The 13811-nt window shown below is 37.7% G+C and carries 13 protein-coding genes; 6 read left to right on the top strand and 7 right to left on the bottom strand.

Features of this window, described 5'->3' with window-relative positions; translation table 11 throughout:
- The first annotated feature begins 393 nt into the window (after positions 1 to 393).
- Positions 394 to 1146: an HD domain-containing protein gene (locus OSH00_RS04945; RefSeq protein ID WP_266129502.1), complete on the top strand. Its 753-nt coding sequence runs from the start codon at positions 394 to 396 to the stop codon at positions 1144 to 1146.
- Positions 1147 to 1150: 4 nt separating this feature from the next.
- On the top strand, positions 1151 to 1972 hold the full coding sequence (locus OSH00_RS04940) for an alpha/beta fold hydrolase (RefSeq protein ID WP_266129501.1): 822 nt from the start codon (positions 1151 to 1153) through the stop codon (positions 1970 to 1972).
- 493 nt (positions 1973 to 2465) lie between these two features.
- On the opposite strand, the gene OSH00_RS04935 is transcribed toward OSH00_RS04940, so the two are convergent.
- The 3 genes from OSH00_RS04935 to rpiA all read right to left on the bottom strand — a co-directional run bounded on the left by OSH00_RS04935 (position 2466) and on the right by rpiA (position 4306).
- Positions 2466 to 2822 carry a VOC family protein gene (locus OSH00_RS04935; RefSeq protein WP_266129500.1) on the bottom strand — a complete coding sequence of 119 codons (357 nt, stop codon included), beginning with the start codon at positions 2820 to 2822 and terminating at the stop codon, positions 2466 to 2468.
- 51 nt (positions 2823 to 2873) lie between these two features.
- Positions 2874 to 3548, bottom strand: coding sequence for a M48 family metallopeptidase (locus tag OSH00_RS04930; protein ID WP_266129499.1), 675 nt, complete (start codon positions 3546 to 3548; stop codon positions 2874 to 2876).
- 86 nt (positions 3549 to 3634) lie between these two features.
- Positions 3635 to 4306 carry a ribose-5-phosphate isomerase RpiA gene (gene rpiA, locus OSH00_RS04925; RefSeq protein ID WP_266129498.1) on the bottom strand — a complete coding sequence of 224 codons (672 nt, stop codon included), beginning with the start codon at positions 4304 to 4306 and terminating at the stop codon, positions 3635 to 3637.
- Positions 4307 to 4421: 115 nt separating this feature from the next.
- On the opposite strand from rpiA, the gene ilvA reads away from it, so the two are divergent.
- A complete protein-coding gene (gene ilvA / locus OSH00_RS04920; RefSeq protein WP_196074933.1) occupies positions 4422 to 5960 on the top strand; it encodes a threonine ammonia-lyase, biosynthetic in 1539 nt (512 codons plus the stop codon).
- 388 nt (positions 5961 to 6348) lie between these two features.
- On the opposite strand, the gene OSH00_RS04915 is transcribed toward ilvA, so the two are convergent.
- A complete protein-coding gene (locus OSH00_RS04915; protein ID WP_266129497.1) occupies positions 6349 to 6846 on the bottom strand; it encodes a hypothetical protein in 498 nt (165 codons plus the stop codon).
- Between the two features lie 52 nt (positions 6847 to 6898).
- Positions 6899 to 7444 carry a hypothetical protein gene (locus OSH00_RS04910; protein ID WP_266129496.1) on the bottom strand — a complete coding sequence of 182 codons (546 nt, stop codon included), beginning with the start codon at positions 7442 to 7444 and terminating at the stop codon, positions 6899 to 6901.
- Between the two features lie 234 nt (positions 7445 to 7678).
- Between OSH00_RS04910 and OSH00_RS04905 the strand changes: the two genes are divergently transcribed.
- Both OSH00_RS04905 and OSH00_RS04900 read left to right on the top strand, forming a co-directional pair.
- Complete coding sequence (locus tag OSH00_RS04905) at positions 7679 to 8329, top strand: potassium channel family protein (RefSeq protein WP_196074930.1); 651 nt, start codon at positions 7679 to 7681, stop codon at positions 8327 to 8329.
- An 8-nt stretch (positions 8330 to 8337) separates the two neighbouring features.
- Positions 8338 to 9690: a TrkH family potassium uptake protein gene (locus OSH00_RS04900; protein ID WP_266129495.1), complete on the top strand. Its 1353-nt coding sequence runs from the start codon at positions 8338 to 8340 to the stop codon at positions 9688 to 9690.
- A gap of 167 nt (positions 9691 to 9857) precedes the next feature.
- Here OSH00_RS04900 and zapE read toward each other — a convergent pair whose 3' ends face one another.
- Complete coding sequence (zapE, locus tag OSH00_RS04895) at positions 9858 to 11012, bottom strand: cell division protein ZapE (RefSeq protein WP_266129494.1); 1155 nt, start codon at positions 11010 to 11012, stop codon at positions 9858 to 9860.
- A gap of 109 nt (positions 11013 to 11121) precedes the next feature.
- Entirely contained in the window at positions 11122 to 12132 is a 1011-nt protein-coding gene (locus OSH00_RS04890; RefSeq protein WP_266129493.1) for a helix-turn-helix domain-containing protein, read from the bottom strand.
- Positions 12133 to 12286: 154 nt separating this feature from the next.
- Between OSH00_RS04890 and OSH00_RS04885 the strand changes: the two genes are divergently transcribed.
- Positions 12287 to 13810, top strand: coding sequence for a flavin-containing monooxygenase (locus OSH00_RS04885; protein WP_266129492.1), 1524 nt, complete (start codon positions 12287 to 12289; stop codon positions 13808 to 13810).
- Position 13811: the final 1 nt, after the last annotated feature.

Here is a 13811-nt window from a genome sequence, read left to right as displayed (position 1 = left end):
ATGGGTATCTGCAAAATTCACGTCTGATATCTTTATGATAAGAAATAGGAAATATCGTAAAGTCGATAAGTTTAGAGTATTTTTTTATACGCGCCCAATTAATGATAAAAAATAGTCATATTATTTTGTAATTTAATTTCATACATCCGATTAAAACTTAAAATCTTTACTATTTTTACTGCGCGCTTAAGCCAATTTTAGGCTATTCACATAACAGTTCGTACATAGAATATCGTCAACTAGAATCAAAAAAACCAACTGACTTTGCTCATTCCACTCTCAACCCACTCAGTTTTTATCCACGTTGCTTTAAAGCAACTTGTATTTTCTTTTCAATTTAGAGAAAATAATTAGAGTAATTACTCTAATTATTAACAATAGGAATCACGTACTATGATCGGATCCCGAAAATGGATGGAAATTAACCAAGGAAGCCTGAGCTTTAAAGAAAAAATAAATCTGATCAGACAGACTTTACTTCCCATCACCTACAAGTACTCTAAGACCTTTATACAATCCCATATCCAGCCTGCTCATATTGCCATACAAGATGTTCGAATCCCCGATACACCTATTGTCAAAGATGCAATGGCTGAGCTAGAAAACGCACAGGATCAAGCTATTTTCCATCATTCTTGGCGTAGTTTTTTTTGGGGAGCAGGAATCGCGCAAAGTAAAGACTGGCAATTTGACCAAGAAAGCTTTTTAATTTCCTGCTTAATGCACGATTTGGGCTTGGTTGAACATCTAGATCAATATTCCTGTCACTGCTTTACTTATGAAAGTGCCTTACGTTCAGAACGTTTATGTCTAAAACACCATTACGATGAATCGCGTACAAAAATTATTTCTGAAGCTATTTGCCTTCATATGAATGGTTACTTAGATGAGTCTAATCAAAATTTGCCGATAGAAGCGCTGTTACTACATCAGGCAACTTCTTGTGATGTTATTGGCACAGATTATGTACGGTTCTCAAAAACTTATGCTGAAGATGTTTTGACAGAACATCCTCGAACTCAATTTAATTCACATTTCAAAAAACTTTTACATAAGGAGTCGCTCAATCACCCTCAATCCCGCACAGCACTGTTGTCTGGATTAGGGCTGCCATACATGATTCAACTTAATATTTTTAAGGAGTAATCAAATGTTAAACAACAACTTAATTCAGAAAACGATATATTTTCAACAACATCCTATCCTTGTTGACCTCTATGTCCATCCACAGAATAAACACACGATTATTTTATTGACTGCTTTAGGCGTAACAATCCATAAATACGAGAAGTTAATTTCTTTACTGGCAAATCATGGTTTTAATCTTATTGTCGCAGATTACCCCTATTGTGGACGGAACACGCCTCATGTATCAGCCCAAATAGATTATGGTTACGCCGATCTCATTCATGGTTTTATAGCACAACTTGAGAAAATTGCCTTAGATGCAAATCTTCATTCCCCTATTTTATTGGGTCATAGCTTAGGTGGACATTTGGCTACATTGTATGCACAGAGCCATGACAACACAGTCATTGGTATAGCTACAGGCAATATCGGGCTAAAAAATTGGGATTTAAAAGGTAAAATTAATATCTTAAAAGCAGTCACTGTTATTAATGCCATGATTTTAAAGGATGGTTACTTTGCAGGATATAAAATTGCATTTGGCAATCGAGAAGCCAAATCCTTGATGCGAGACTGGTCAAAAGTCGTCTTTACAGGAAATTATAAACACATCATCAGTAATGAAAAAATTGTGAAAAACTCAGCCTTGTTTATGACTTTAAAAGATGATGATTTTGCGCCCATGTCATCTATGTTGGCTTTAAGCCGTTATTTCAAACAGCCCGTCGTTCAAACTTTAGATCTAACCAAAACTATTCAAGGAAATCAGCATAGCGTTTGGATTAAACAGCCAGAAAAGGTTGTACAAAGAATCATGGATTGGATAAATCATCTTGAGTCATAATTTTTCTTTGGACATCAATAGATAGGTGCTCTCTTCGCTGTTACCGGTACCGAGCACTTGTCCAGTCATGACGCTGATAAAAATTCAATGCTTATTTATTTTCCAATAAACATTTTAGATGGCCAGTTCCAGTAAACAGTTGTTCTGCCGATGCCAGCAACGTTGTTCAGCTTCACAAAACAGCGACCATTGAACCCAACTTAAACCAGTTGAAATTTTATCAAACTGCTCAACCTTGATTCAAAAGCTTATGCCTCATCCAATGGATAGTCCAACCGAGATATAAGCCATAGTCCTTGTTATTATTGTTTCAACATAAAGTACACATCATTAAAATCTAAATATATAATTTTTCATCCAAATACTTGAATATTAAAGAAAAACCATAGACTACCCCAAGCTGATCACTTATCATGCAATTTTTTGACGATTCATTCTTAAACCGATTTGCCTCGTTGCATTTAAAACCTATCGTGTTGCCGTTTAAAAAAATCTAGGGTTCAATATGTTGCAATAGATTGACTGTCTTGCCAAAAGGATCTTTTAAATAAAAACGTTTTACCCCCCATTCCTCAATGGTTAATGGGTATATAATTTCCATATTGAGTTGCTGAGCTCTAACATACAATTCATCCACATTATCGACTTCTATTGAAAAATCAGGAACCTCTGTTGCATTTCCGCCTTGGGAGGCAATACTGATTTGCGGGCTCATCATTCCATGACTAGCATAAGTTTTTATCCACCCCTGATCCATGACTAACTGCATACCTAAAAAATCACCATAAAACGTTTGTGCCAACCTGAGATCTAGAGCCTGAATATTACTGACGATTCTTTTTATTGCCATGGCATTTCCCTGCATCACTGATTAAAAGCTGCGTTTTATTTTACAATTTGATTAGCTCCACCACCACGGTAAAATTCCATTTTTTAAAATTTGACGATGTTGCTTATAATTCGGATCATATTTTTCAACTTCTGACCAAAACGCCGCACTATGGTCAAAATAACGAGTGTGCGCCAATTCGTGTATACAGACATAACGCGTAATATTGAAATTACACAAAGCCAATGTACTATTCAACATAATAGCATGCTTTACTGTACAACTTCCCCAACGTGTTTTAGCTTGTCGAATCGCACATTGGTTAAATTTCATACCTGTTTCTTCACTGATCTGCTGTAAAAAAATTGGTAAATGCTGTTTTGCATACTGAATTACAAAGTTTTTTAAATACACTTCAGCGTGTTGATCACTGATCAATATAGTCAGTGTCTGCTCATCGAAAACGTAGGCTTGTCTTTGCTTTTGATAAATAATTTTTATGGGTTGTTGCAGATTAAAAAGCGTCAATGTAGACGGTAAACTTCGATCGACAAGCGCAAGATGTTGCTGCTGCTTCTGCCAAGTTTCGATCATCCAGGATTCGGACTGTTTTAAAAAATCATCAATTTGACGCTGAGTACAAAATTTGGGTACGGTTAGTTTAATTTGACTAGGTTCAACACGTAAGCGTAAACGTGTAGCACGTGCATGGTGGGTAATTTTAATTTCAGGAAATGTGGCTGTCATATGACTCTAAATTTAATTCACCGCAACGCTTCAGAAGAAAGTAAAACCCTTCTTCACGAAGGGCTTAACAGAGAGAAATCTAATCTTTAGATCGCTGAACGCTCTTCAATACCATTGTTGGTCGCAACAATTGCAATATCTGCTTTATTGATTGCAAAAATCCCGTTGCACACAACCCCTGGAATATCATTAATGGTTTTTTCCAACTCAAGCGCATTTAAAATATTTAAATTAAAAACATCTAAAATCACGTTACCATTATCAGTAACGACACCCTCACGATAAGTCGGGTCACCCCCTAAAGACACAATTTTGCGAGCAACAGCAGAACGTGCCATAGGAATTACTTCAATGGGCAATGGAAACTCACGTCCTAATTGCTCAACCCATTTCGAATCATCCACAATACAGACAAACTTCTTTGCAATTGAAGCAACAATTTTCTCACGTGTCAGTGCAGCACCGCCACCTTTGATCATGTGCATATGACGGTCAATTTCATCCGCGCCATCCACATAGGCATCTAGACCACCCACATGGTTCATATCAACCACTTCAATTCCTAACTTTTTAAGGCGTTGCGCAGTCGCTTCAGAACTTGCAACCGCAGCTTCAAGTTGAAGTTGCGGCAAAAGCTCGATCAAAAAATTGACCGTACTTCCAGTTCCCACACCCAAAATGCCCCCTTTTGGTAAGTGTTTTAAAGCGGCTTGGGCTGCAGCTTGTTTTTTCTCATCCTGGGTTGCATAAAGGCTCATGACATCTCTCAATTAAATTTCAATTTCTTGCACATTTTGCATAATTTTAAAACGCAAAGGTGCAACGGTTTGTTACAATGGACGCTCATTTTAAACTGTTAGATGGAAAATTAACATGCTGTCTCGTTTGGTTCGACAAATATTACAGGCAACGGTGTATGACGTTGCAATCGAAACCCCACTCGAAGCAGCGCCACGAATTAGTGAAAAACTAAACAATAACATTCGCTTCAAACGCGAAGACTTACAACCTGTCTTTTCTTTCAAGCTGCGCGGTGCTTATAACCGTATCAGCCAATTACCGAAATCTCAGTTGGAACGTGGCGTTATTACTGCTTCTGCGGGTAACCATGCACAAGGCGTGGCATTATCTGGTCAAAAGTTAGGTATTCGCGCCATTATTGTGATGCCCAAAACCACACCCGATATTAAAGTACAGGCCGTTAAGCGCTTAGGCGGTGAAGTGGTGCTTCACGGCGATTCTTTTGATGTAGCCAACAAATATGCCATTCAACGTGCAGCAGATGAAGGCATGACCTTTATTCCGCCATATGACGATGAATTGGTCATGGCCGGTCAAGGGACTATTGCCAATGAAATTTTACGCCAATGGCGTGATGTAGAATATGTATTCGTTGCAGTGGGTGGTGGTGGTTTAATCGCAGGTGTTGCCGCTTATTTAGGTGATGTCGCTCCACATGTCAAAGTCATCCCTGTAGAATACGACGAATCTGCCTGTCTAAAAGCTGCTTTAGAAGCCAAAGAACGGGTTATTTTACCTTCTGTTGGTCTATTTGCAGATGGGACAGCTGTGGCTCAGATTGGTGAGAAACCTTTTGAAGTTATTCAGTTACAAAAATCAGATCTTTCTGGTCCCATAGTTGAGCCAGAAGTTGTTTTGGTCAACACCGATGAAATCTGTACAGCGATAAAAGATACATATGACGAATGCCGCAGTATCGTAGAACCGTCTGGCGCAATGGCATTGGCTGGTATCAAAAAATATGTAGAAACGCATGGGCTTGAAGGCAAGAACATGGTGTCGATTATATGTGGCGCAAACATGAACTTTGACCGTTTACGCTATATTGCAGAAAGAACTGAATTAGGTGAACGTAAAGAAGCAATTTTTGCTGTTACCATTCCTGAAGAAAAAGGATCTTTCCTTAACTTCTGCCGTGCTTTACAAGGACGAAATATTACCGAATTCAACTATCGTGCAAGTGATGCTTCAGCAGCGCAGGTTTTTGTCGGCATTAGTTTAAAATTTGGTGAGAAAGAACGTCATGACATCTATGAAGCGTTAAAAGTTCATTATGATGTAGATGATCTATCTGATGATGAGGTCGCAAAACTGCATATTCGCTATTTGATTGGCGGTCATGCAGATATAGCCAATGAACGTTTATTCCGTGTTGAATTTCCAGAACGTCCAGGCGCATTATTAACCTTCCTAGAACGTTTGGGTCCTACACATAACATCAGCTTGTTCCATTATCGTAACCATGGTGCAGCGGAAGGTCGTGTCCTGGTTGGGTTGGATGCGGAAGATGCTGTACAGAACCCAGACGGCTTAATTGAAACCTTAGAAAATATCAATTATCCATATCAGGAAATTACCAATAATCTAGGTTATCAACGTTTCTTGAAATAAATGAATTTTATCAATAGCCTGTAATAATTTTACAGGTTATTGATTATCAATTTTCCAGCGTTACAGACGATTTGCATTGATCCTTTTGCAGAGCGTCACTGAGTATAAAATAGCCTCTCAGCCTCACCCTTTGCTTGACAGGAAAAATCTTTTAATAAGGTTATCATTTGATACACTTCAGTTTTTAATCGCCGCAATGCTTTAACCGATACAGCATTGGCTTCAAATATAGAAAAATAGATCTCTTTCATAAAATAAAAATGACCAGGTTAAACGAATCATATGGATACTCATAATCCCTCTTCCTCACAGGGAGAAGATCAGAATGAGAAGAGTTTAGGTCGATTTATAGTTTTAAAATGGAATGATGAAATAAAGAGACCAATAATCAATATATTGCCATATTTAAATCACCATCATCATTAAATGCTTCATTAAAAGCATCAACAATTTGAATTAATTGCTGTTCATCTTGCGTGGGTACCAGCATCCAATATGGATTTTCTCGATAAACCACCAAGAGTGATAACTGGTGCTGTTCTGCTACCTTTTTAATGGCGTCAAAAATGATTTCCTCTGTACGTTCCATGACATCCATTTGCTCTTCAAATGAAATATCGTCATCTTCTTGAAATTGTTCAAAGCATTCCTGAACGGCGATTTCAATCTCATTTTGCAATTGGTCAGTGTCAACATTGTACTTTTCAAAATAAAAGTTATCTTCAATTCCATTGTCACTGTATTCTTTTAATTCAATATAATGCAGCAATTTTTGATCTTCATTGATCCATTCATCAAATGTGTGAAATTCATCGTCTACAGGGATGGGCTGTGTGTTTAATTCAGCAAAAGTGGCTTGAAGAAGTGAGTAAATTTTATGTGACATGCGAATCTCTCTCATGGTTTTATTATAAAGTGAAAAGTAAAAACTTTAAAAATCAGGTCGATCTAGAACAATCAAACAATGCATAGTGCTCAATACTGACATCTTCGTCATGAAACTGTTTATTGAAATGCTTACAAAACTTTTCAATCTTGTGTTCATGGTTTGGAACGATTAACCAATAATAATCTTCAGCGTAGATGAGAAGCAACTCATGATGATGTTGTTTTGCTTCGGTCAATATTTCTTCAAATACAATATCATAGACTTGATCTTGCACATTATAATAACGCCCGATAACCTCTTTGTGCAATTCGTAATGATCAAATAAAGGTTGAGCTCTTTCGCGAATCTTGCTTTGAATGCCTAGACTATCAACGGCATACTCATGAAATACAGCACTTCGCTCAATCTGATTTTCATGAAATTCCATGCGATCTATTTTCATCAGATAGGCACGGAAACGACCACCGAATTTTTCTGCAGCAATCCAGTTTAAAAATGCTTCAAAACTTTTACGATACTTCTTTTTCGGCATATCCCTTTGCTTCAATTCAGGAAACCAATGTTGGAGTATTTTATAAATTTTTTTATCGTCCATTTTCTTATACTTACTTAAACAAGCGAATATTGATGAAGATCAATTTTGAATACCTTGATTGAGCATAGCTAATTCATTTGAAGGTTTTATGACATAATTCAGGTTTTATTTACATATATCAGTTTATATTCAAGGTTTCGAGATTGGCGATTGAATACTTTAACTATAAAATATATAAAAATTGAAGATGATAATGCTCGCACAATTCAAGTGCTGAGATAAGGATTTTGTAGAATGGCGCAGTTCGCTGTCATCGGTTTAGGTAGTTTTGGTGAAGCTGTTGCGCTTGAACTGACCAACTTAAATCACGATGTGATTGGCATTGATACCTTAAAGAAAAATGTTGAAAATATTGCAGACCAAATCAGTCATGCCGTCATCGCAGATGCAACTGATGAGCATGTTTTAGATGAACTCAATATTAAAAATTGTGATGCTGTGGTTGTTGCGATCGGTGAAGATATCGAAGCCAGTATCCTGTGTGTACTCCATCTCAAAAACTTAGGTATTGAAAAAATCTTTGTCAAAGCCAAATCTAAATCCCACCACATGATTTTATCGCATTTGGGAATCAGTAAAATTATTCACCCTGAAGAGGATATGGGCATCCGTGTTGCCCAGTCTTTAAGCTATCCAATGGTCAGACGCTATATGGCGCTGAACAATGATCGTTATATCGTAAAAATCGAAATCGGTGCAAATTTACAGGGCGCTCAGTTTCAAACCGTCATGGAAAATACTCCAGAATTAACCACATTATTGTTACAACGTGGATCTCATGTTCTCTATGATATTGCGCCTGGCACAATTTTACAGGAAAAAGACATTTTAATTCTTGAAGGACCTGTAGAAATGCTCAGACAATTTTCGATTCGCTTCTTATAGTCATAACCATGCGTCTATCTAAAAAAGAACTGATCAACAAGCAACATAATAGTATTAATCTCAGCCCGCCAAGTTTACTTGCTTTAGGTTTTTTGAGCTTCATTATTATTGGAACAGTATTGCTGAAACTCCCTTTTGCTCATCAAGGTGATTTGACTTGGGTTGATGCTCTCTTTACGGCGACATCTGCAGTAACGATTACAGGGCTTTCTGTTGTCAATATCGGTGAATCACTGACTACATTCGGTCAGGTTGTGGTCATGATCTTGATTCAATGTGGCGGTTTGGGATTTATGACTTTTGCGATTCTTGCTGCACTGAGCCTATCATCCAAAGTTGGGCTAAAACAGCAAATCATGGCACAAGAAACCATTGGGCAAACCAGTTTAGCGAGGGCAACTTTTACAGTTAAAGGTGTTTTTCTCTATTCCTTATTTTTTGAAGCGATTGGCACAGGTATTTTAACCATGGCATGGTCACATCATTATGATCTAGAACATGCTTTCTTCTATGCCCTATTTTACAGTATTTCTGCTTTTAACAATGGTGGATTCTCGCTATTCCCCAACAGTTTAATGAGTTTCTCAGATCAGTATATGGTGACTTTTACCATCAGTATGCTGTATATCATTGGGGGTATCGGTTTTGTTGTGTTGATGGACATCAAGAAAGCTAAACGCTGGAAGAAGCTTTCAACCAACAGCAAATTAATTCTATCTACCATTGCTGGACTCAATCTGTTTGCATTTATCGTGATTTGGGCGATTGAAGCATCTAATCCACTCACATTGGCACCTATGACATTCGGTGATCAGGCACTCAATGCATGGTTTCATGCAACCGTTCCCCGTTCATCTGGCTTTAACAGTCTGGAAGTCAGCAGTATGACCAATGCCTCCACCTTAATTACCATGGTTTTAATGTTTATTGGGGGGGGATCGCTCAGTACAGCTGGGGGGATTAAAGTGGGTACATTTATCATTATGATCTTGAGTGTCATCACTTTTTTAAAACGTTCAGATGAGATTACCGTATTTGGTCATTCCGTTTCTCATCAAGCCACATTTAAAGCACTGGCAGTCATTGCAATCACATCTCTTCTGATTTTGATTGGTTTTTTTACCTTATTGATTCTTGAACCCGATAAAAAGTTTTTAGATTTATTATTTGAAGCCGTTTCCGCAGCATGTACTGTTGGTTTATCGCGAGGAATAACAGAAAACCTGCATGCAGGCAGTCAAATTGCCTTGATCTGTCTCATGTTTGCTGGACGTCTTGGTCCACTTACATTGGCTTATCTGATTGCAACACCAAATAAAAGTCGCGTGCGCCATCCCACTACAGAAATTCAAGTGGGTTAACTTGTGTCTTGGTACACAAATGCTTAAAGATCATTCAATACATCGCCATCAACTTATTTTGCCAAAACAATGTTAAGTGTGTTGTTTCTATTTAAATAAGTTGTACTGATAGCAGTAAAAAAGCGATCTTATTTGACTAAGATCGCTTTTCTATCTCTTTGCATGAATTATTCAACTTCTAGTTCACTGTTTCCTTGAATCAGACGATGCTCTGACTGTAAATATTCATCAGATTGCATTTCTAATAAACGTGAACGGGTACGTTCAATTTCAAAGGCAAGTTTTTCCCCTTGATAAATTTCAATAATTGAATCTTCAGAAGTCAACAATAATTTTACCCCACGATCATAAAACTCATCGACCAGATAAATAAAACGACGTGTTCCTTCTGAAAGCAAATCAGTCAAATGTGGGACATTACTCACAAGCACAGTATTATAAATATTTGCAATTTCAATAAAATCTGATGGACTTCGCGGCTTCATACAGAGTTCCCGGAAATCACACCATAATACATCCTCAGTATGCCCCAGAGTTTCAACAATACGATTGTTGATGGTGATCGGTTCTTCCGACACTGTCTGTGAAGCGGTTAAAGCACTAAATCGCTTTGCCATCCAAACTTTATTATCATCGCTAAGCGGTGCTTTGAATAATTGGGCCTGCTTCAATACGCGTAAACGATAATCCACACCCGCATCGACATTTAAAACCACACAATGGGTTTTTACCATTTCAATGGTTGGAATAAAACGATCGCGGTGGATACCATTTTTGTATAAGCCATCTGGCGCAATATTTGATGTCGCCACCAAAGTAATGCCGCGAGTAAATAACTTCTGAAACAAGTCACTCAGAATCATCGCATCAGTTACATTGGATACAAAGAATTCATCAAAGCAGATGACAACAGCTTCTTTGTAAATCTGATCCGCCACCATATCCAAAGGATTACGCTGACCAGATAATTTATTGAGTTCTTTATGAACAAATTGCATAAAGTGATGAAAATGCATCCGTGTTTTTCGACGAAATGGAATGGAATCGTAAAATTGGTCCATTAACCATGTTTTTCCACGTCCTACCCCGCCCCACATGTAGACACCTTTGGGCGCTGTTTGACGACGGAAACGACGGAAAGCCTTTTTTGAAGCTTTATAACGATTAATCAGCTCTTGCCATACACGTTCCAGCTCATGTACTGCTTGTGCCTGAGCATCATCGGGTAAAAATTGCCCAGAGGATAATGCTTTTGCATAACGCTCAGCAGGTGAAACGGGAGTAAATGCTGTTGAGGAAGTTCTATTCTGATCTAATAACATATCGTATTGTTACTTTTAAAGGCTGAAGGAAGTATAGCGAAGATTTATTTTTGATAAATAAAACTTTGGCATAATTTCTTTACTGTATTCCATTTTTAACACCACCTGTTTATTTACCGTACTGTCGAGGGCTTTGTCCAAACCAACGCTTAAAGGCATGATTAAATGCTGCAGGTTCTGAATAGCCCAACAATTCGGCAATCACTTCAATCGAATACTCTTTATATTCAATCAAACGTAAAGCTTTATGTTTAATGAGCTGCTCTCGAATCTGTTTATAGCTCGTATTCAATTGTTGCAACTGATGACGCAAAGTACGCTCAGGAACATTTAAGGCCTGTGCAACCTCAGCCATTGATGGAATAACACCTTGTTGTAATTCCAAATAATCATTCACCCGTTGAATCAGCGGCGCCACTTTCTGCTCTTCAGCATTTAAACGTTCAATTTCAGCAATACATTTTGCCTCATAAACCCGATGGGTAATGGGATCAGCAGAAGGTATGGGCAATTGCATCACATCTTCATTAATCCAAAATGCAGCTTTATTACAATTAAAATGTAAATCTGAACCATAATAATCATGGTATTGTTTTAAAATAACCGGGTCTTGAGGTTGTTCAAATGGCAATTCAATTCTGACACTTGGTGCAGTCAATCCCATCATTTTATAAATATCGTCGAGAAATTTATAAGTGCCTGAAATTTCACATTGTGCCCGAAGTAAACCCATTTCGGTTTCCAAATCCACTGGTTGATAAGTCAGTGCAATTTGATGATCACCTTTTTCAAGCCCAAGTACTCCATACAGATAGGTCAAACCTTGATAATGAATCCCATTTTGAATTGCATCACCGACATTATTGCAAGTCACCAATAACATCAATAAGGGACCATATCCTGCAAGCGAATAGTGTTGACCAATGAATAATCCTGTTTCAGGTTGCACACCCTGACCAATAATTTTCTGGATATCCCACTCTAAACTGGGATGAATAATTGAACTCGGATCAAGCGCATCAGCTTTAATCCCGACACTTGCAAGTCGAGAGTCCACATCAATTCCCGCATTACGCATACCATGAATTAAATACATTAAACCGAGAATCGATCGCTTCATTTCATCATCATTTCATTTTCACCCAAACTTTTTACTACAAAGCCAAGATTTTGGGAATTGCCGAATATATCAATTTTTATGTCATTGCAATCATATTTCAGATCCAACAGTTCCGATATTCTATGCAAAACTGGAAAACTCAGAGTAAAGAAAAATGAGTACAACATCTGCGGTTAAAGCAAAAGCGCAATCAACACAAGTTGCAATTATTGGAGCAGGTTTTGGGGGATTAGCCATGGCGATCCGCTTAATACAAGCCAATATCCATGACTTCATTATCCTTGAAAAAGCCAATGATGCGGGCGGTACTTGGCGTGAAAACCAGTACCCTGGTGCTGCTTGTGATGTTCAATCGCACATGTACTCACTTTCATTCGCCCCTAAAACAGATTGGTCAAAACGTTATGCGGAAGCACCTGAGATTTTTGATTATATCCAAGATTTGATTCAAGAATATGATTTAAAAAAATATATTCAATTTAATCAAGAAGTGATTTCTGCACAATATGACGAAGATCAGTTTAATTGGCATTTAGCATTAAAAAAAGGTCAGCAAATTGATGCACAATTTGTTATTTTTGCATCGGGTCCTCTGCATGTTCCGCAAATTCCACTTATTAAAGGCATTGAAAAATTTAAAGGTGAAGTGTTTCACTCCTCTCAATGGAACCATAAATATAATCTGAATCAAAAGAATGTTGCCTCTATTGGAACTGGAGGAAGTGCAATTCAGTACATTCCTGAAATCGCTGCCAAAGTCAAAAATCTCTACGTATTACAACGAACACCTGCTTGGATAATTCCACGTGATGAGCGTGCCTACAATACGCTTGATAAAAAGCTATTTCAGCGCTTTGAATGGTTTAGAAAACTACATCGTGCCCGTTTATATTGGTCGAATGAGTCGCGTGTGGTCCCAATTGTTAAACCACAAATCATGAAATACGGGCAAAAACTTGCTGAAGCCTTCATTAAATTCCAAGTCAAAGATCAACAAACAGCGAAAAAACTCATTCCTGATTATGTTATGGGCTGTAAACGGATTTTGATTTCAAATAAATATTTTCCAACTTTCAATCGTGACAATGTCGAACTGATTACTGATGCTATTCAAGAAATAACGGAAGACAGCATCATCACTAAAGATGGTAAAGTACGCCAAATTGATTGTTTAATCTATGGTACTGGTTTTATTACCGATCCTCGTATTTATTTAAAATCTTTTGATTGCTTTGGGGAAAATGGCCTTGAGTTAAAAGAAGCCTGGAAAGACGGTGCAGAAAGCTATTATGGCGTCATTACCAAAGGCTTTCCAAACTTATTCCAATTACTTGGACCAAATACTGTATTAGGACATAATTCTGTTATTTTCATGATCGAGTCTCAGGTCAATTATATTTTACAATTGATTCAGATGGTACAAAAAACCCAAACGCAAGCGATTGTTGTTAAAGCAGAAATTCAAGATCGATTTAATGACAAAGTACAAAAGCAACTCAAAGGTACGGTTTGGCAATCCGGCTGTGTCAGTTGGTATCAACAGGATGGCGGTAAAAACTTTGCACTTTGGCCGACATATACTTGGAAGTTTTGGTTAGAAACACGCAAGGTCAACCCAGGTAATTTTAGGTTGTTGGGCAAACAACAAAAGGTTCAGGCCAAACCTCAAGCTGCATAAT

Origin of the sequence: Acinetobacter nematophilus (genome assembly GCF_026344175.1) — a bacterium.
GTDB lineage: Bacteria > Pseudomonadota > Gammaproteobacteria > Pseudomonadales > Moraxellaceae > Acinetobacter > Acinetobacter nematophilus.
This window is presented reverse-complemented; position numbering and strand designations above follow the sequence as displayed.